Source organism: Brevundimonas sp. UBA7507 (assembly GCF_002478355.1).
In the GTDB taxonomy this organism is placed as follows: domain Bacteria; phylum Pseudomonadota; class Alphaproteobacteria; order Caulobacterales; family Caulobacteraceae; genus Brevundimonas; species Brevundimonas diminuta_D.
The window spans coordinates 242,633-260,014 of the sequence record NZ_DLNP01000013.1; the positions used below are offsets into that span (position 1 = coordinate 242,633).

Below are 17,382 nucleotides of genomic sequence, written 5' to 3' on the forward strand. Positions count from 1 at the left end.
TCCCGCTCATGTCAGAGGGGAGAGGAGAGGGGCTTCGCAATATCGTAGCGGCTAACGTGCGCCGCTTGCGTCGCGCCAAGCACCTAAGCCAGGAAGACCTGGGCGCGGCGTCGAACCTCCATCGAACCTATGTGGGCTCTGTCGAGCGATCGGAGCGCAATTTGTCGATCGACAGCATTGGCGCTTTGGCAGACGGCTTGGGCGTCGAAGCCTGGGTTCTGTTGCAGCCCCAATCTGACGATATGGCCGACGGAAGTTGAGCAACTTCGGCAGACGGAACTCCGCCCAACTCGCGTAGCTGCTTGAAGGCTTCGCTATAGACAGGGAAGTGCTCCTGCCATGCGGCGGCTCCCCCGAGGCGACCGATGGCGAGCAATGATGCCCGAAGCCCGGCAATGAGCAACTTGTTCTGATCCTCCAAGTCCCGGACACGGGCCTCGGCGGCGCTCAATCTTGCCGCGGTTACAAGTGGTCCAGACTTGCTTAGCTTTGAGGCGTGAACCCTCACCGCATTCTGCCGACGCCGGGCTTCTTCAACGGCATTCTTCAGCATTGAAGGCCTCGAAAGCGATGACGCAAAGGGGAAGTGACTTTGGGCCTTACGCGACACCGCGTTGAAGGTAATGGTCTCGTCGAGCAGAATCATCTCTTCGAGAATGCGGGCCAGTTCAACCTGCTTTGGATGTGGGGGCTTATTCATTCGGGTGGCAAATAGCGACTGTTAGAGCTAGGGAATACCTTCTCGCCAGGAGCTGCGTCCAACGCCGCATTCACTCCAGCGAGCCGTGATTCCGCATGCTGCATCTGTGTTTGAAAATGAGGGGCGCGGCTCCCAGTTTGCCTCAGCCTATCGATATGCACCTCAAATCGGCGCTTCAACGTCTGCAAGTTGTCCTGTTCCGCTGCCGCATCGGTCCGAACCAAGTGCGAGCAGCTATTGAAGCACTCGAGATGCTTCAAACACGGACTGGCAGCGAAGCTATTAAGGCAAAATCCGTAAGGTGTAATATGCAGAGATCCAGCTTCAGCATTAAGGTATTCAAATGCCGCTTCATCGCCCATGATAGTTTGAAGCTCCAGAAACCGCTTAACGACAGGGCCTTGGATCTTTCTACTGCGTATCAGATCGAACGCCTTGCGCGCTTTCGGGCCTAACATTTCGTCCGCCAGACGTGACTGTCCCGGCTCCATCTCCTCAAGGCGTTCAGATACAGACCGATGGTCATAAGTGTAGCTCTGAGCCACCGAAGTGCGATTGAAGCGCTTTGTAATGATGGTGTCAGCCACGCCCAACTTGAACATTTCAGTGGTCTGAAAATGTCGCAACGAATGAGGGTTTACTGAGAACGATCTAGCCTGCTCGCTCTTGCCGTACTTTTTGAATATGAGGCCCGGATTCTTCCCGCCCAGCTGTAGCTCTAGGTCTGCTTTGTCTGCCCTTTTCACCGAAAAATACCGGTCGATATCGACGATCGCATCGTACTTTTCTTCCGCGATGATCTTTCCAGGGAGCAGAAAAAGGAAAGCGTCGCTACGCAGATCTTTCTCGCCGAACTGCACCACCCTCTCGTCTGGCAATTTCAGTTGAAGATGATCGCGTGCGTAAACTTCCATGTCGCCTGCGCGAATATAAACACCTCGTCCGTCATTCCTCTCCCTCAGAGCGAAACTAAATAGTTCTCCTCGGCTGCGTCGAAGAATCGGCCTTTGCAACGCAGCTTCCATGCGACGGAAATATTCCCGGACCTGCTTGTGTTCTCCGCTCTGGTGAACGTGGTGGTCTTGATGATCGCGCATTTCGTTCAAAATTGCGGGATCATAGTTGGAGCGATATTTTGAGCGCAGGTCTGCTGGGATAGGCTCCTGGGACGTCTGCATAATACCAGACATTCGGCGATAAGCTTCAGCCCACGGGAGAAGATCGTCGTTAGACAGTCCGACAAAAAGCCGTTGTTCGGCGTGTTGGCGCTGCAACATGAGCCTTTGTGGCGCCGTTGCGCGAAGGACGGCTGCTACAGATTCTCGCACAATAGGAGCGAGCAGGCTCGGCACGTGATGCAGAGCTTCGACAAATTCTTGTCCCGGTCCATCCTGATGCTGCTTCTCAGCAAAATGAAGCAAGCCGGTCCCTGGCTCCGGTGGGCCGTATATGCGCGGATGGGGCGGAGAGTCATTCCTGTTTACGAGTGTTTTTTCGGGCAGGAGAACTAACTCTCCAACTCTAAAACCGGTTACAATAAGTACCCTTGCTTGATGGAATCGAATTAAATCTGAAGTGGTGCGCGGAGTTTCGCTAAACACGATCCGAACGAGTTCCGACAAATCTTCCTGTTCAGGAAGTTTATCCTCAAAATGACGAATGCTTAGTTTTGATCTAAGGGAGTCAGGCCTCTTCGTGTCAAGCTGACGCCGCGCCACCTGGACGAGCTTGGCCTCCTGTTCTTGAACGAGCGCCCTATCCGGATAGGCAGAACAATATTGGGCCAGAGGTCGACGTTCGGCTAACTGAAAAGCATCAAACCAGCCCGATATCATCCCCTTTAACAAGCGAGCCCACTGCCCCGAAGTGCTCGCCATGAGCCCAACATTGTAGGCCAAACGCACCTGATCGGAGGTTATTTGCGAGGGCGATGCTGACCCTACGCAGCCAGCAAGAAGGCGGAAGGGGTTGCCCAGGTTAGAGATCCCGTTCCTGGGCTTGTTTCGCTTTACGAAAAGATCGTGCAGCAAAAGCGCCTTGTAGAGTTCGATCCAATCACGTCCCATGACGGCAGGCATAACTCCACCACACAGCGTTTGGAGCGCCGCCGCACCCGACCCGAGAGTTCCGAATGTCGAGAGGAATGCGCGCTCTCCAGCGCCATGCTTCGCCGCAGCGCGCAAGTCCCACCAGCTCTCGCGAGGGATGCGTCCGTCCTCCAGATCGTATGGAACCTCCCAGTCCAGCTGATGATCAATTGCAATCTGCTGCGCACGAAGAATGAAAGAGTCCAGTTCAGACGGCATGTGATGCACCAGCACTCGCCATCCCGACGACCTCTTCTATGGCTTCGAGCGTGACACGGAGCTGCATCATTGCCGGACTAACGCGATCTATAAGTTGTGGTTGGTCAAATGAACGCACGACATCCCGCATTTCAACCAACAGTGTTGCGTGCACTTCAGGATCAGCCACAGGGAGAAACTTGTGACAAGTATAGCAAGCTAGGACTGGGTTCCTCTGGCATGACGATTGCCCTGCTTGGCAGGCGCCGATCCCCGAAATCGGGACGCCGTGAGGCATCCCTGAAATCTGCTGATCAACTGGTCTTGAGAGAAGCTGTGCGGCCGTGATCATATCACCGCGGGCCGCAGCAGCGACGCCTTGATATGTGGGCGAATAGCCCAACGCCATGTTCACCAGTTTGGCCTGGTTCTGAGACGCGGCAAAATACACTTGGGCGGCTGTCGTATCTGTATGCCCAAGAAAATCGCTCAGAGACTCGTGTGAAATTCCAGCGTCGACAAGGCGTTGAGCACTGGTGTGTCGAAGGGTCTGGCTTGAGTAACTGGCCCCTGTGATTTCAAGCAATGCGTCGGCAATCAAAGTGCCGATCCGCTCTGGTGCTAGGCCAAAGAACTTGACTTCACCAGCCGGACGGCAGGCAATCCATCGCCGGAGGATCGGTACCCAACTCTGCTGCATTCGCCGCGTCACCAACCTGCCGACTTTCTGACGCCGCTGCTTCAACAACTCGACACGTATATGCAACGCGTCATCGCTGTGAAAAGTAAAGTCAGACATCTCTAGCGATGCAATTTGAGTGCGCCGAAGGCCGAACTGGAAAGACAGGGCCAAGATGGCCGCAACTCGAATTCGATCTGAACCCGAACTGTCTAGGTTACGAACCGTTTGATCGATAAATTCTACTATCTGGCTTTGCGAAGCAGTGGGAAGAAAGCTCGAGGCGTCTCGAACGCCTTTATATTTATCCAGATCGTGTCCAGGAAGCGCGCGAACAAAATCCAAATCAGCGGGATGCCAGCGTCCAATTTCCCAAGCGCACGCGAAACGTATCGCAGATCTTATCGCAACAGCGTCATGCCTAGATAGTTGATCTCGGAACTGATCGATCCATAGTTTTTGAAAATCGTTAGGGGTCAAAGTCGCAACCGCAAACACTATCGCGTGAAGCTTTCCCTCGTCGTGCATCGCTATATAGCGATGGCCGTAGTTCATTACGGTTGTAACCGAACCTTCAATTAATCTGTCAGCTAAATGCGCCCGGATAAACTGATCGATCCATGGGTGATCAAAGCTCAATCTGAGGTTTCTAATACCTCCATTAATGTGCAGCGACCACTCGCTCAGAGCAGGCTGTTTAAGCGTCACATCTTTGCGGCCGTAACGATCCCTGTACCTGACCAAGGGCGGCATGGCCGGCAAAGCAGGGAGGGGAGGGGGCTGTTGATCGAGCGGAAAAAGTGAATACTGCACCACTAGCTCCACACTCCGCTTCGCAACGCTGCCAGAGTGTCATCGAAACTTTCGTTCCACATCTTCGCGTAGCGCGGCTCGAAGAATGCGCGAGCATAGTGAAATGGCATTTCTGAACCTGGAGCCCACCCCATAAAGGGACGAATCCTGCGCCCTATTTCCTCAAACTCCATCCCGCCCTCCGAAAATCGTTGATACCTGACTACAGCTGCTGTGTGTCGAAGCGAGTGGGGCGAGAGTTGGTCATTAGCTCGCGCGGCCAAGGCATTGCGCGCCTGAGCAGAAAGACTCCGTTTTATCTTCAGGAATATCTCATTGAGAGACTGCTTGGATATCGGAGCCCCTTCCTGCGAAGAGAATAGGTACCCATGCGCCGGGTCACCGCGATAATGAACGATATAGTTGTCAATCGCTGCTGTAAGTGCTCTCGACAGCGGCAGGTCGCGGCTTGCCCAATGGTTCTTCAGTTGCGGTGAACTGGATCGTCGATCTTCGTGCTCTGGCGGGCGAATACTGACCCAAAATACCTGTTCTCCCGTGCGAAAATCGAACTCATTCTGAAGGCTATCGGGTGTAAGAAGAAGCAATTCACTGCGACGCAAGCCAAGCTGGAATAGCATTAGAGCCATGGCATAATTCCGCCACCGATTTGTCTCAGTGCGAAACGGATTTCTCTCGCTGTCGGGGTTCACGATGTCAAACACATCTTCTAGGACAATGGCAGGCAAGGACTTTACTTGGATCGACGCAGTAGCTGCTTTTGGCTGGGCGCGTAGCTGCGAATAGGAGCGCTGAAGACGCTGCAGGTCCTTCGATAGATCTCGAGGATCGGCCCCGTTAATCATACTTAGGACACCGAACACGAAGCGCCTTTGGAGCGCCCAACGCTTCTCCGGCGCCGTTTGAGACTGATGACCTAACAAGGCTGAGGACAGTACGCGTTGGATAGCGTTGAGATCCGCAGCAACAAGCGCTCGATCGAGGTCGACTGGCGGATTCAGGCGTTCAGCATCATGATAGAGTTGGGATATAGCAAAGGCATGTTTTTCGCGCGTCGCGATGGCCTGGTGTGCGTTGAGAAAATCAAGCCATATCGTTGCGGCATACCGAGGTAGCCCGAGCGCATCGGTGCATACTGGACCGCGCAAGGATGCTGGGATCAAACTCATACGCCAAAACACACAACCAACCGTAGCTGTCGTAGCTTCAGCAGGATTAGACGGGAATGATCAAGGGCATACGTGTCGAATGGAGCCCGCCCAAGCCCAAGCTGCTGCGCTGTTTTGAATGGCTGCGCAGCTTGGGCTTGAGCTCATGTTGCAACGGAAATGAACTTGGTCGGCCTTCGCATAATATATCTTAGACGACAAATCGAACATCGCCTCACAGATCATCGACGCTCGCGTCTGCGGCGGCTTTCGCCTCTTCCTTGAGCCAGGCGGCGAAGGCTCTGGCGGGCGTTGACGCGCCGCTGCGCTTGATCAGAACGTAATAAGCTAGCGCCGTGCTCAGCGCGCCGTCGGCGAAAGGCGCCACCAGGCGACCGGACGCCAGATCCCCCGCCACGAAAGCATACGGCGCCAAGGCCACCCCCTGTCCGTGTGCGGCCGCCTCAATGGCCAAGGCGGTCTGATCAAAGCGCGGCCCTGACTGGGCGTCGATGCTCGTCAGTCCACGGGCCTTGAACCAGGCCGCCCAGTCCGGACGCGGTTCCTCCAGCTCGCTTGGACGCAGGTGGATCAAGGCATGATGCGCCAGGTCTGCCGGACGGTGTAAGGCGTTCCCGCCCATGGTTAACGACGGAGCGCAAACCGGGGTTACGTCGGCGTCAAGCAGCTTTTCGGATCGCACCCCGGAATAGTCGCCCCGGCCATAACGAACGGCCACATCGACCCGGCCGCCGCTGACGTCGGCCAGGCGCATGTCGGCGGACATCCACACCTCGATCTCAGGGTGCGCGGCTGTGAAACGGGCGATGCGCGGCGCCAGCCATTTCGAGGCGAAGGACGGCGGCACGCTGACCGCCAGGGCGTGTCGGCGATCGGGGCGATACAGCAGATCCCCTGCCCGTTTCAGATAGTCGAAACCGTCACGCAGCAAGGGATAGAGTTCAGCGCCCAGCTCGGTCAGGGCGATCTGACGGCCTTCGCGGTGGAACAGCGGCGCCCCGGCGTGTTCCTCCAGAATTCGGATCTGCTGGCTGATGGCGCCTGGCGTGACCGACAGTTCTTCGGCGGCGCGTGTGATGTTCAGGCGACGTGCGGCGGCCTCGAACGCCTTCAGGGCGTTGAGAGGCGGAATCCGACTTTCGATGGCGATCTCTTTGCGGCGGGTCATCGGCTGATCCACTCAGGTGTCGGCAGGCCGCGCGTGTTCAGGAAGGCTTGGTCGTAGATCTTGCTGGCGTAGCGCTGGCCCGCATCGCACAGCACGGTCACAATGATATGGCCGGGGCCGAGATCACGCGCCATACGGATGGCGCCGGCGATGTTGACGCCGCTGGACGGGCCGAGGGACAGCCCCTCCTCTCGCACCAGGTCGAACAGGATGGGCAGGAATTCCGCGTCCTCGATCCGATAGGCGTGATCGACCGACAGGCCGTTCAGGTTGCCGGTGATGCGATTGACGCCGATGCCCTCGGCGACCGAACCGCCCTCGCCTTTCAGCACGCCCTCGGTGAACCAGCTGTAGAGTGAGGCGCCGGGCACATCGGCGAGGCCGATCTTCAGCGCCGGGTTCTGTTCGCGCAGATAGGTCGTGGTTCCGGTCAGCGTCCCGCCCGAACCCACGGCGCAGATGAAGCCGTCGACGCGGCCGTCGGTCTGCTTCCAGATTTCGGGTCCGGTGGCTTCATAGTGAGCCTGACGGTTGGCCAGATTGTCGAACTGATCGGCGTAGAAGGCGCCGTTCGGCTCGCTGTCGTTCAGTTCCTCGGCCAGACGGCGCGAGAAGTGGACGAAATGGTTCGGGCTGGCGAAGGGCGCAGGATCCACCTCGATCAGACGGGCGCCGTGCAGGCGGACGGCGCGCTTCTTCTCTTCCGTCTGGGTGCGCGGCATGACGATGACGACCGGATGGCCCAACGCCGCCCCGACCAGCGCGAGGCCGATGCCGGTGTTGCCCGCTGTGCCCTCGACGATTGTTCCGCCGGGCTTCAACGCGCCCGAGGCGCGCGCCGCGCGGATGATGCTGAGCGCGGCGCGATCCTTGATCGAACCGCCGACGTTCAGAAACTCGGCCTTGCCCAGAATTTCAGAACCCGTGGCCTCAGACGCGCGTTTCAGGCGCACCAAGGGCGTGTTGCCGATCAGGCCGAGGACGTCAGGCGCGACAATCATGGAATATCCGAACCGTGGCGAGGAGCGACCCTGTTAGCCACAGTTCAGATTTTCTAACAACCGCCCTAGATGTGGATCACGCGACCATAGGCGTCGAGAGCCGCCTCGTGCATGGCCTCGGACATGGTCGGGTGCGGGTAGACGATGCCGTGGATGTCTTCCTCGGTCGCTTCCATGGTGATGGCGGTGACATAGCCCTGGATCATCTCGGTGACGTCGGCGCCGATCATGTGGGCGCCGATCAGGGCGCCGGTCTTGGCGTCGAAGATGACCTTGACGAAGCCGTCGGTCTCGCCCGCCGCGATGGCCTTGCCGTTCACCTTGAAGGGGAAGCGGCCGATCTTGACCTCGCGGCCCTCGGCCTTGGCGCCCTGCTCCGTCACCCCGACCGAGGCGACCTGCGGCTGGGCGTAGGTGCAGCCGGCGATCGGCGAATGGACATTCGGCGTCTTGAAGCCGGCGATGTGCTCGGCGGCGTGGATGCCTTCGTGCGAGGCCTTGTGCGCCAGCCAGGGCGCGCCGGCGCAGTCGCCGATGGCGTAGAGGCCCTTCACATTGGTCTGGCAGTGGCTGTCGGTCTTGATGTGGCCGCGGTCCAGTTCGACGCCCAGCGCCTCCAGACCGATGCCGTCGGTGTTGGCGGTGATGCCGACGGCCGAGATGCAGACCTCGGCCTCCAGGCTTTCGGTCTTGCCGTTGACTTCAAGATCGACCTTCACGCCCTTGGAATCCTTGGAGACCTTCGTCACCTTGGCGCCGAGCTTGAACTTGATGCCTCGTTTCTCGAATCCCTTCTGGGCGGCCTTGGAGACCTCTTCGTCCTCGACTGGCATGATGCGGTCGACGGCTTCGACGATCGTCACCTCGGCGCCCAGGGCGCGGTAGAAGCTGGCGAATTCAATGCCGATGGCGCCCGAGCCGATGACCACGAAGGTCTTGGGCAGCTTCTTCGGCGCCAGGGCGTCGCGGTAGGCCCAGATCTTGTCGCCGTCGGCCTCGAGCCCGATCTGCGGCAGGGCGCGAGCGCGGGCGCCGACGGCCAGCATGACGGTCTTGGCTTCGATCGTGCGCGAGCCGCCGGCCTTCAGAGCCACGACGACCTTCGGGGCGGCGGCGCCTTTCTCGAGCTTGGCCGAACCTTCGATGACCTCGATCTTGTTCTTCTTCATTAGGAAGCCGACGCCCTGATTCAACTGCTTGGCCACGCCGCGCGAACGCTGGATGATGGCGTCGAAGTCGAACGACGCGCCCGAGGCGGACAGGCCGTAGTCCTTTAGGTGCGACAGGCTTTCGAACTTCTCGCCCGACTTCAGCAGGGCCTTGGTCGGGATGCAGCCCCAGTTCAAGCAGATGCCGCCCAGGTTCTCGCGCTCGACGATGGCGACCTTCTGGCCCAGTTGGCTGGCGCGGATGGCCGCGACGTAACCGCCGGGGCCCGAGCCGATGACGACGAGATCGAATTCTTGGGCCATGATCAGATCAACTTCTCGATGTCGGCCTTGATGGCCTCGGGTTCAGTCTGGGGCGAATAGCGCGCGACGACGCGGCCTTCGCGGTCGGTCAGGAACTTGGTGAAGTTCCATTTGATGGCTTGGGAGCCGAGGAATCCGCGCTTCTGTCGGGATAGCCACGCATAGAGGGGATGGCGGTTCGGCCCGTTGACCTCGATCTTGTCGAACAAGGGGAAGGTCACATCGAAGCTGCTGGCGCAGAAGGCGGCGATTTCCGCCGCCCTCCCCGGCTCCTGTTGGCCGAACTGGTTGCAGGGAAAGCCCAGGACTTCGAACGGCGCGTCGGCGAAGTCGCGGTGCAGGTTCTCCAGCCCGTCATACTGACCGGTGAAGCCGCACTTGGACGCCGTATTGACGATCAGCAACGCCTGACCGCGAAAGCGGTCCAGCGACACGTCCGCGCCGTCGATGGCCCGGGCGGAGAAGTCATAGACCGAGGTCATGACCCCTCTCCTCCCTTACGCCAGCATCGCCACGGGATCTTCGATCAGCGGCTTGAACGCCTGCAGGAAGCGGGCGCCCGTCGCGCCGTCGACCACGCGGTGATCGCAGGTCAGGGTCACGGTCATGACGGTGGCCGGCACGATCTGGCCGTCCTTGACGACCGGGCGTTGTTCGCCGGCGCCCACGCTCATGATGCAGCCCTGCGGCTCATTGATGATCGAGGTGAACTGCTTGATGCCGAACATGCCCAGGTTGGACACGGAGAAGGTGCCGCCCTGGAACTCTTCCGGCTTCAACTTGCGCTCGCGCGCACGTTTGGCCAGATCCTTGGACTCGGTCGCGATCTGGGCCAGGCCCTTGGTCTCGGCCTTGCGGATGATCGGGGTGATCAGGCCGCCGTCAATCGCCACCGCCATGGAGACGTCGGCGTTGTGGTGCATGGCGATGCCTTCAGGGGTGTAGGAGGCGTTCGCCTCCGGCACCATCTTCAGCGCCAGGGCGGCGGCCTTAATGACGAAGTCGTTCACCGAGACCTTGACGCCCTGCGGCTCCAGCATCTTGTTCACCTTGGCGCGAACGGCCATCAACTGGTCGATCTCGCAGTCGATGAACAGCGGGAAGTGCGGCACGTTCTGCACGCTGTCGACCATGCGGCGGGCGACGGCCTTCTTCATGCCATCCAGCGGGATCAGGTCATAGCTGCCGTCCGGAATGCCCATCTGCGCCAGCGACAGGGCCTTGCGCGGCTCTGCGGCGGGTGCAGCCGCCGCCGTCGCGGCGGCCGCCGGTTGAGCGCCGCCCTTGCCTGCGGCCTCCACGTCGCGCTTGACGATGCGGCCGTGCGGGCCGGTGCCCTTGACGGTCTTTAGATCCAGACCGGCCTGGGCGGCCAGACGGCGCGCTAGCGGCGAGGCGAAGATGCGGCCGCCGTCGTCCGACTTCGGCGCGGCCGGAGCGGGCGCGGCTTCAGCCTTTGGAGCCTCAGCCTTAGGCGCTTCCGCCTTAGTCGCTTCGGTCGGAGCTTCGGTCTTCTTGGGCGCAGGCGCCACGGCGTCGCCGGACAGGCGGGCGATCGGCGTGTTGACCTTCACCCCCTCGGCGCCTTCCGGCACCAGAATCTCCAGCACTTCGCCCTCATCGACGGCTTCGACTTCCATCGTCGCCTTGTCAGTCTCGATCTCGGCGATGACGTCACCCGCCGAGACGGTGTCGCCGACCTTGACGTGCCATTTGGCCAGGACGCCCTCTTCCATCGTCGGAGACAGGGCGGGCATCAGGATATCGGTCATGCCATCACCTTCTTCGCGGCGGCGACGATCTTGTCGACGCCCGGCAGGGACAGGGCTTCCAGATTGGCGGCGTAGGGCAACGGCACGTCTTCCTGGTGCACGCGCAGCGGCGGAGCATCCAGATAGTCGAAGGCGTGTTCGATCACGCGCGCCACCACTTCGGCGCCGACGCCCATCGGACCCCAGCCCTCTTCGGCCGAGACCAGACGGTTGGTCTTCTTGACGCTTTCGACGATGGTTTCGTGATCCAGCGGACGCAGGGTGCGCAGGTCGACGACCTCGACCGAAACCCCTTCTTCGGCCAGCTTTTCAGCGGCCTGAAGGGCGAAGCCGACCATACGGCTGTGCGCCGTGATGGTGACATCCGTGCCTTCGCGACGAACCTTGGCCTTGCCGATCGGCACCACATAGTCCTCGACGTCCGGCACGTCGAACTCGAGGCCGTACATCATCTCGTGCTCGAGGAAGACGATCGGGTTCGGGTCGCGGATGGCGGCCTTCAGCAGGCCCTTCGCATCTGCGGCGTCATAGGGGGCGATGACCTTCAGGCCCGGAACCTGAGCGTACCAGGCCGAATAGTCCTGGCTGTGCTGGGCCGCCACGCGGGCGGCGGCACCGTTCGGGCCGCGGAACACGATCGGGCAACGGATCTGGCCGCCCGACATGTACAGGGTCTTGGCCGCCGAGTTGATCACGTGGTCGATGGCCTGCATGCCGAAGTTCCACGTCATGAACTCGACGATGGGCTTCAGGCCCGCCATGGCGGCGCCGACGCCCAGGCCGGCGAAGCCGTGCTCGGTGATCGGGGTGTCGACCACGCGACGGTCGCCGAATTCCTGCAGCAGGTCGCGGCTGACCTTATAGGCCCCCTGATACTGGGCGACTTCCTCGCCCATCAGGAAGACAGCCTCGTCGCGGCGCATTTCCTCGGCCATGGCATCGCGCAGGGCGTCGCGGATGGTGGTCTTGACCAGCTTGGCGTCGGCCGGAATCTCCGGATCACGCAGTTCGACCTTGGGCTTCACCGGAGCATCGGCAGGCGCGCCGTCGGTCTTCGCTTCGGCTTTCGGGGCCTCTTCAACCTTGGCGGCCGGCGCCGCGGCGCCGTCTTCACCGGCCAAGCGTGCGATCGGCGTGTTGACCTTCACGCCCTCGGCGCCTTCCGACACCAGAATCTCCAGCACTTCGCCTTCATCGACGGCTTCGACTTCCATCGTCGCCTTGTCGGTTTCGATCTCGGCGATCACCTGGCCGGCCGACACGACGTCGCCTGCCTTGATGTGCCACTTGGTCAGCGTGCCCTCTTCCATCGTGGGGGACAGCGCCGGCATCAGAATGTCCGTCACGTATCAGGCCTCCACGTAGACGTCGGTGTAGAGCTCGGACGCATCCGGCTCAGGGCTCTCTTGAGCAAACTGCACAGCTTCGGCCACGATGGCCTTCACTTCGTTATCGATCGCCTTCAGCTCGTCCTCGGTCGCCTTGGCGGCGGCGAGCAGCATCTTCAGGTGGTCGATCGGGTCGCGGGTCTTCTTGACCTCGTCCACCTCTTCCTTGGTCCGGTATTTGGCCGGGTCGGACATGGAGTGGCCACGATAGCGGTAGGTCTTCACTTCCAGAATGTAGGGGCCTTCACCGGCGCGGGCGCGGGCCACGGCGCGGGCGGCGGCGTCACGCACGGCCAGGACGTCCATGCCGTCGACCTGTTCGCCCGGAATGCCGAAGCTGGCGCCGCGCTGATACAGTTCGGTCGTGGACGACGAGCGTTCGATGCTCGTGCCCATGGCGTACTGGTTGTTCTCGATGATGTAGATGGCCGGCAGCTTCCACAGCTGGGCCATGTTGAAGCTCTCGTAGACCTGCCCCTGGTTCGAGGCGCCGTCGCCGAAATAGACGAAGCTGACCGAGTCATCGCCACGATACTTGCCCGCGAAGGCCAGGCCCGTGCCCAGCGCCACCTGGGCGCCGACGATGCCGTGACCGCCGTAGAAGCCGGTCGGCACGTCGAACATGTGCATCGACCCGCCCTTGCCCTTGGACGATCCGCCGATGCGGCCCGTCAGCTCGGCCATGACTTCCTTCGGATCCATGCCCGCGACCAGCATGTGGCCGTGGTCGCGATAGCCCGTGATGATCTTGTCGTAGCCCTGCTTGACGCTCTCCTGAACGCCGACGGCCACGGCTTCCTGACCGATGTACAGGTGGCAGAAGCCCCCGATCAGGCCCATGCCGTACAGCTGGCCCGCACGCTCTTCAAAGCGGCGGATGAGGACCATCTCGCGATAGAAACGCAGCAGGTCTTCCTTGGAAGCCTGAGGCGTGTTCGGAATCTTGTCGCCCGCGCTGGGCGAGTTTTTCTGAGCGGCGGCTTTCGCCATCCGGCATCTCCCGGCTTACACCCCTGTATCAGGGACTCTTATCGTTACGGAAAGGGGCTTTAGCAGCCTTCGTTCCCGAAACGCAAAGCAGCCGACCGGGCTGTAACAATAGTTCAGGAGGCGCGCGTCGCGTCAGGGTTGTGGTCGGTCGGGCCGTTCAGGCGGACCACATAGTCACGCGGGTCGGCGAAGCCGATCACCGCCCTCGCCCGTTCTTCCAGCAGATCCTTCGACAGGCTCTCGGTGCGCAGATAGCGAACGCGGACTTCCAGATCCTGACGCTGCTCGGCCAGGCGCATCAGCTGGGTCTGGCGCTGCGCCAGCAAAGCGTCGCGTTCACCGCCGCTTAGCAGGCCGCGTTCACCCGTCAGGGCCTGTACGCCCAGATAGGCGATCAGCAGCAACAGCAGGACGGACGGCAAATAGGGCTTCATCTGCTCGGGCACGGCGGACGCTCCTTCTGAGCGCGCATAAACACGGTGACCTATCAGTGACCGAAAATGCCTAACGAACCGTAGCTTGGCCGTAATTGCGAACGCCGCCCCCGAGGTTCGGAGGCGGCGTCCAGCACATCTTCGTGATGCGGTTTATTTCAGCAGCATGCCGTCGCCGAAATAGGCGGCCTGATCGCCCAGCATCTCTTCGATGCGCAGCAGCTGGTTGTACTTGGCCGTGCGGTCCGAACGGGCCAGCGAGCCGGTCTTGATCTGACCGCAGTTGGTCGCCACGGCCAGGTCGGCGATGGTCGAATCTTCGGTCTCGCCCGAACGGTGCGACATCACGGCGGTGTAGCCCGCGCGGTGCGCCATATCGACGGCGTCAAGGGTCTCGGACAGGGTGCCGATCTGGTTGACCTTGATCAGGATGGAGTTGGCCAGACCTTCGCCGATGCCTGCGGCCAGACGGCGCGGGTTGGTCACGAACAGGTCGTCGCCGACCAGTTGGACACGGTCGCCCAGACGGTCCGTCAGCAGCTTCCAGCCGTCGAAGTCGTCCTCTGCGCAGCCGTCTTCGATCGAGACGATCGGGAAGCGTTCGACCAGGTCGGCCAGGTAGTTGACCATGCCCTCAGCGTCGAAGGACTTGCCCTCGCCGGTCAGCTCATACTTGCCGTTCTTGAAGAATTCGGTCGATGCGACGTCCAGCGCCAGGTGGAAGTCCTCGCCCGCCAGATAGCCGGCCGCCTGGCCCGCCTTGGTGATGAAGGTCAGGGCTTCGTCAGCCGAGGCCAGATTCGGGGCGAAGCCGCCCTCGTCACCGACGTTGGTGTTATGGCCGGCGTCCTTCAGCGCCTTCTTCAGTGCGTGGAAGATCTCGGCGCCCATGCGCAGGGCTTCCGAGAAGTTCTCGGCGCCCGTCGGCATGATCATGAATTCCTGGATGTCGATCGGGTTGTCGGCGTGGGCGCCGCCGTTGATGATGTTCATCATCGGCGTGGGCAGGATGCGGGCCGAGACGCCGCCGATGTAGCGGTGCAGCGGCAGACCGGCCGAGATGGCGCTGGCCTTGGCCACGGCCAGAGACACGCCCAGCATGGCGTTGGCGCCCAGGCGCGACTTGTTCTCGGTGCCGTCCAGCTCGATCAGGGCCTCGTCGATGCGGCGCTGATCCTCGGCGTCCATGCCGGACAGGGCGTCGAAGATCTCGCCGTTGACGGCGTCGACCGCCTTTTCGACGCCCTTGCCGCCCCACATGTCCTTGTCGCCGTCACGCAGTTCAACGGCTTCGTGCGCGCCGGTCGAGGCGCCCGACGGCACCGCCGCGCGGCCGAAGCTGCCGTCTTCCAGGATCACGTCCACTTCGACCGTCGGATTGCCCCGGCTGTCGAGAATCTGGCGGGCGACGATGTCGACGATATCGGTCATGAAACTCTGCGCTCTGACTGAGTTGGAAAAGGTGGGGTCGGTTTAGACCAGACCCGCTGGAATCGCCACAGGCGAAGCTGAGGCGGCATATGCGAAAACGGCGCGCGAGAAACTCGCGCGCCGCTGAATTTTGCGCCCGACCGAAGCCGGATCGCCAGAGGAAGACTTAGTCTTCCTGCTGGGTCAGAACCTGACGGCCTTTGTACATGCCGGTCTTCAGGTCGATGTGGTGCGGACGACGCAGTTCGCCGGTGTCCTTGTCTTCGACATAGGTGTTGGCGCCCAGGGCGTCATGAGCACGACGCATGTTGCGACGCGAGGGGGATACTTTGCGCTTCGGAACGGCCATGTCCGTCTCAATCTCTAAGTCGGTGCGCCGGTGAAGACGCGAAAACAACAGCGGCGGCCCCCCGATAAGAGCCGCCACGCGAGGGCGGGCTTATGCATGAAGACGCAACCGATTTCAAGGGTCTCGACGCAGACTGACGGAAGAGGCGTTAAACCCCGGCCGTCAGGCTTTGCGCCACGGCCTCGCCGATAGCCAGCGAACTCGTTAGGCCGGGACTTTCGATGCCGAACAGGGCCACCAGCCCCTCCATCCCGTGATTCGCCACGCCATGAAGCTGGAAGTCAGGCTGCGGCTCGCCCGGCCCGTGCAGCTTGGGCCGGATGCCGGCATAGTCGGGCGTCAGCCGCTCGACCGTCACGCCGGGCCAGAAGCGGCGGATATAGCGGGCGAACTCTTCCGCCTTGGCCGGATCGACCGAATAGTCCTCGGTCTCGACATAGGCCAGGTCGGGGCCGAACACGCCCTGCCCGCCCAGATCCTTGCGATAATGGGTGCCCAGCGCGCCGGGAATCGGCGGCGGATAGATCAGGCGGTTGAACGGCGCCGGTCCTGTCAGACGGAAATAGATGCCCTTGCCTAGATGGCGCGCGGGAATGTCTGCCGTGGGGTAGCCCTCGATTCGCGCCGCGACTTTTTGGGCCGACAGGCCAGGCGCCGTGACCAGCAGGCGGCTGGTCAGGGTCATCGCCCCCTCCCCGCCCACACGGATGGAGAATCCCCCGCCTGGCAGGCGTTCCGCCCCCTCGAACGGCGCCGAGATGACGACCGCGCCGCCCGCGTCCTCGATCTCGCCCTGAAGGGCCAGCATATAGCCGTGGCTGTCGAACACTCCGCTTTCGGGCGACAGGATGGCGGCATGAGCGTTCAGCGCCGGCTCCAGCGCTCGCGCCTGGACGCCGGTCAGGTGCTCGAGGCGCTCGACGCCGTTGGTCGTGGCCTGCTGGAAGATGGCCTCGATGCGTTCGACCTCGGCTTCCTCGGTCGCTACGACCAGCTTGCCGCACTTCCAGTAATCGACCTTGCGGCTCTCCAAGAAGTCGTAGAGGGCGCGTCTTCCCTCGACGCAGAACTTCGCCTTCAAAGAGCCGGTCGGATAATAGAGGCCGCCATGGATCACCTCGGAATTGCGCGAGGAGACGCCCTCGCCGATGTGCGGCTCCTTCTCCAGCACCAGCACCGTCAGGCCGCGTTGCGACAGCGCCCGGCCGCAGGCCAGCCCCACAGCTCCCGCGCCCACGACCGTCGCATCGAAGTCGAAAGGCGCGCCCATGGTCCTACCTCTTGCCGTAGAGAGCCTTGGCCCGGCTCTCGAAACACTGGATCAGCTTGTCGACCGCCCGGTCGAAGTTCGCCTGAAGCATCATGTCCAGCATGCGCGACTTGAAGGCGAAGTCGATGGAGAATTCCAGGCGCGTTCCCTGCGGATGCGGATGGAACTCCCAGCGGTTCTTCAGATGCTTGAACGGACCGCGGATCAGGCCGACCTCGACCTTGGGCGCATGAACGTCGTGACGCACCCATGTCGAGAACTTCTCGGTCAGGAAGGCGAAGCCGACCCCCGCCTCGGCGTCCAGCAAGTGAACGCCCGGCGCCTCGTCCCGCACGTTCCAGACCCGCATGGACGTGATCCACGGCACGAAGTCGGGATAGGCGCGCACGTCCGCCACCAGCGCGGCAAGTTGTTCCGGCGCATAGGGCAGGATGCGCGTTACGCGATGGACGGCCAAAGGA

The 17,382-nt window shown here is 61.4% G+C and carries 16 protein-coding genes; 1 reads left to right on the forward strand and 15 read right to left on the reverse strand.

The features are described from left to right. Window positions 1-8: 8 nt before the first annotated feature. Window positions 9-260 (forward strand): helix-turn-helix domain-containing protein, encoded by a 252-nt coding sequence (locus B3D50_RS08640; protein WP_025977014.1) that lies wholly within the window; start codon window positions 9-11, stop codon window positions 258-260. Between the two features lie 436 nt (window positions 261-696). On the opposite strand, the gene B3D50_RS08645 is transcribed toward B3D50_RS08640, so the two are convergent. The 15 genes from B3D50_RS08645 to B3D50_RS08715 all read right to left on the reverse strand — a co-directional run bounded on the left by B3D50_RS08645 (window position 697) and on the right by B3D50_RS08715 (window position 17,378). Further along, complete coding sequence (locus B3D50_RS08645; RefSeq protein ID WP_145915903.1) at window positions 697-3,006, reverse strand: hypothetical protein; 2,310 nt, start codon at window positions 3,004-3,006, stop codon at window positions 697-699. Beyond that, window positions 2,996-4,477 (reverse strand): site-specific integrase, encoded by a 1,482-nt coding sequence (locus B3D50_RS08650; RefSeq protein ID WP_145915904.1) that lies wholly within the window; start codon window positions 4,475-4,477, stop codon window positions 2,996-2,998. Before B3D50_RS08650 ends, B3D50_RS08645 begins: the two co-directional genes overlap by 11 nt. A 2-nt stretch (window positions 4,478-4,479) precedes the next feature. Further along, a complete protein-coding gene (locus tag B3D50_RS08655; RefSeq protein ID WP_167349643.1) occupies window positions 4,480-5,640 on the reverse strand; it encodes a site-specific integrase in 1,161 nt (386 codons plus the stop codon). Between the two features lie 220 nt (window positions 5,641-5,860). Further along, window positions 5,861-6,814 (reverse strand): transcriptional regulator GcvA, encoded by a 954-nt coding sequence (gene gcvA, locus B3D50_RS08660; protein WP_286950781.1) that lies wholly within the window; start codon window positions 6,812-6,814, stop codon window positions 5,861-5,863. Then, on the reverse strand, window positions 6,811-7,815 hold the full coding sequence (locus tag B3D50_RS08665) for a cysteine synthase A (protein ID WP_286950782.1): 1,005 nt from the start codon (window positions 7,813-7,815) through the stop codon (window positions 6,811-6,813). The genes gcvA and B3D50_RS08665 overlap by 4 nt, the downstream gene beginning before the upstream one ends. Before the next feature lie 65 nt (window positions 7,816-7,880). Then, window positions 7,881-9,287, reverse strand: a complete 1,407-nt coding sequence (gene lpdA / locus B3D50_RS08670) for a dihydrolipoyl dehydrogenase (RefSeq protein WP_286950783.1) — start codon at window positions 9,285-9,287, stop codon at window positions 7,881-7,883. A gap of 2 nt (window positions 9,288-9,289) precedes the next feature. Then, the gene (locus B3D50_RS08675; RefSeq protein WP_286950784.1) at window positions 9,290-9,769 is read right to left on the reverse strand and encodes a glutathione peroxidase; all 480 of its coding nucleotides are present in this window, start codon (window positions 9,767-9,769) and stop codon (window positions 9,290-9,292) included. Window positions 9,770-9,784: 15 nt separating this feature from the next. Then, entirely contained in the window at window positions 9,785-11,059 is a 1,275-nt protein-coding gene (locus B3D50_RS08680) for a pyruvate dehydrogenase complex dihydrolipoamide acetyltransferase (RefSeq protein ID WP_286950785.1), read from the reverse strand. Further along, window positions 11,056-12,405 carry a pyruvate dehydrogenase complex E1 component subunit beta gene (locus B3D50_RS08685; protein WP_286950786.1) on the reverse strand — a complete coding sequence of 450 codons (1,350 nt, stop codon included), beginning with the start codon at window positions 12,403-12,405 and terminating at the stop codon, window positions 11,056-11,058. Before B3D50_RS08685 ends, B3D50_RS08680 begins: the two co-directional genes overlap by 4 nt. Window positions 12,406-12,408: 3 nt before the next feature. Further along, window positions 12,409-13,437: a pyruvate dehydrogenase (acetyl-transferring) E1 component subunit alpha gene (pdhA, locus tag B3D50_RS08690; protein WP_003164877.1), complete on the reverse strand. Its 1,029-nt coding sequence runs from the start codon at window positions 13,435-13,437 to the stop codon at window positions 12,409-12,411. Window positions 13,438-13,550: 113 nt separating this feature from the next. Continuing rightward, window positions 13,551-13,871 (reverse strand): FtsB family cell division protein, encoded by a 321-nt coding sequence (locus B3D50_RS08695; RefSeq protein ID WP_269297977.1) that lies wholly within the window; start codon window positions 13,869-13,871, stop codon window positions 13,551-13,553. A 153-nt stretch (window positions 13,872-14,024) separates the two neighbouring features. Further along, complete coding sequence (eno, locus tag B3D50_RS08700; protein WP_003164875.1) at window positions 14,025-15,302, reverse strand: phosphopyruvate hydratase; 1,278 nt, start codon at window positions 15,300-15,302, stop codon at window positions 14,025-14,027. 166 nt (window positions 15,303-15,468) lie between these two features. Next, complete coding sequence (rpmF, locus tag B3D50_RS08705; protein ID WP_040345353.1) at window positions 15,469-15,651, reverse strand: 50S ribosomal protein L32; 183 nt, start codon at window positions 15,649-15,651, stop codon at window positions 15,469-15,471. A 148-nt stretch (window positions 15,652-15,799) separates the two neighbouring features. Continuing rightward, the gene (locus B3D50_RS08710) at window positions 15,800-16,921 is read right to left on the reverse strand and encodes an NAD(P)/FAD-dependent oxidoreductase (RefSeq protein ID WP_286950788.1); all 1,122 of its coding nucleotides are present in this window, start codon (window positions 16,919-16,921) and stop codon (window positions 15,800-15,802) included. A 4-nt stretch (window positions 16,922-16,925) separates the two neighbouring features. After that, window positions 16,926-17,378 carry a type II toxin-antitoxin system RatA family toxin gene (locus tag B3D50_RS08715; RefSeq protein WP_003164871.1) on the reverse strand — a complete coding sequence of 151 codons (453 nt, stop codon included), beginning with the start codon at window positions 17,376-17,378 and terminating at the stop codon, window positions 16,926-16,928. Between the last annotated feature and the right edge of the window lie 4 nt (window positions 17,379-17,382).

Coding starts and splice junctions, on each gene's coding strand:
- B3D50_RS08680 (WP_286950785.1), bottom strand. CDS start 11,059: ATGACCGATATCCTGATGCCCGCCCTGTCTCCGACGATGGAAGAGGGC.
- rpmF (WP_040345353.1), bottom strand. CDS start 15,651: ATGGCCGTTCCGAAGCGCAAAGTATCCCCCTCGCGTCGCAACATGCGT.
- B3D50_RS08665 (WP_286950782.1), bottom strand. CDS start 7,815: ATGATTGTCGCGCCTGACGTCCTCGGCCTGATCGGCAACACGCCCTTG.
- B3D50_RS08710 (WP_286950788.1), bottom strand. CDS start 16,921: ATGGGCGCGCCTTTCGACTTCGATGCGACGGTCGTGGGCGCGGGAGCT.
- B3D50_RS08695 (WP_269297977.1), bottom strand. CDS start 13,871: ATGAAGCCCTATTTGCCGTCCGTCCTGCTGTTGCTGCTGATCGCCTAT.
- B3D50_RS08640 (WP_025977014.1), top strand. CDS start 9: ATGTCAGAGGGGAGAGGAGAGGGGCTTCGCAATATCGTAGCGGCTAAC.
- B3D50_RS08675 (WP_286950784.1), bottom strand. CDS start 9,769: ATGACCTCGGTCTATGACTTCTCCGCCCGGGCCATCGACGGCGCGGAC.
- lpdA (WP_286950783.1), bottom strand. CDS start 9,287: ATGGCCCAAGAATTCGATCTCGTCGTCATCGGCTCGGGCCCCGGCGGT.
- eno (WP_003164875.1), bottom strand. CDS start 15,302: ATGACCGATATCGTCGACATCGTCGCCCGCCAGATTCTCGACAGCCGG.
- pdhA (WP_003164877.1), bottom strand. CDS start 13,437: ATGGCGAAAGCCGCCGCTCAGAAAAACTCGCCCAGCGCGGGCGACAAG.
- gcvA (WP_286950781.1), bottom strand. CDS start 6,814: ATGACCCGCCGCAAAGAGATCGCCATCGAAAGTCGGATTCCGCCTCTC.
- B3D50_RS08645 (WP_145915903.1), bottom strand. CDS start 3,006: ATGCCGTCTGAACTGGACTCTTTCATTCTTCGTGCGCAGCAGATTGCA.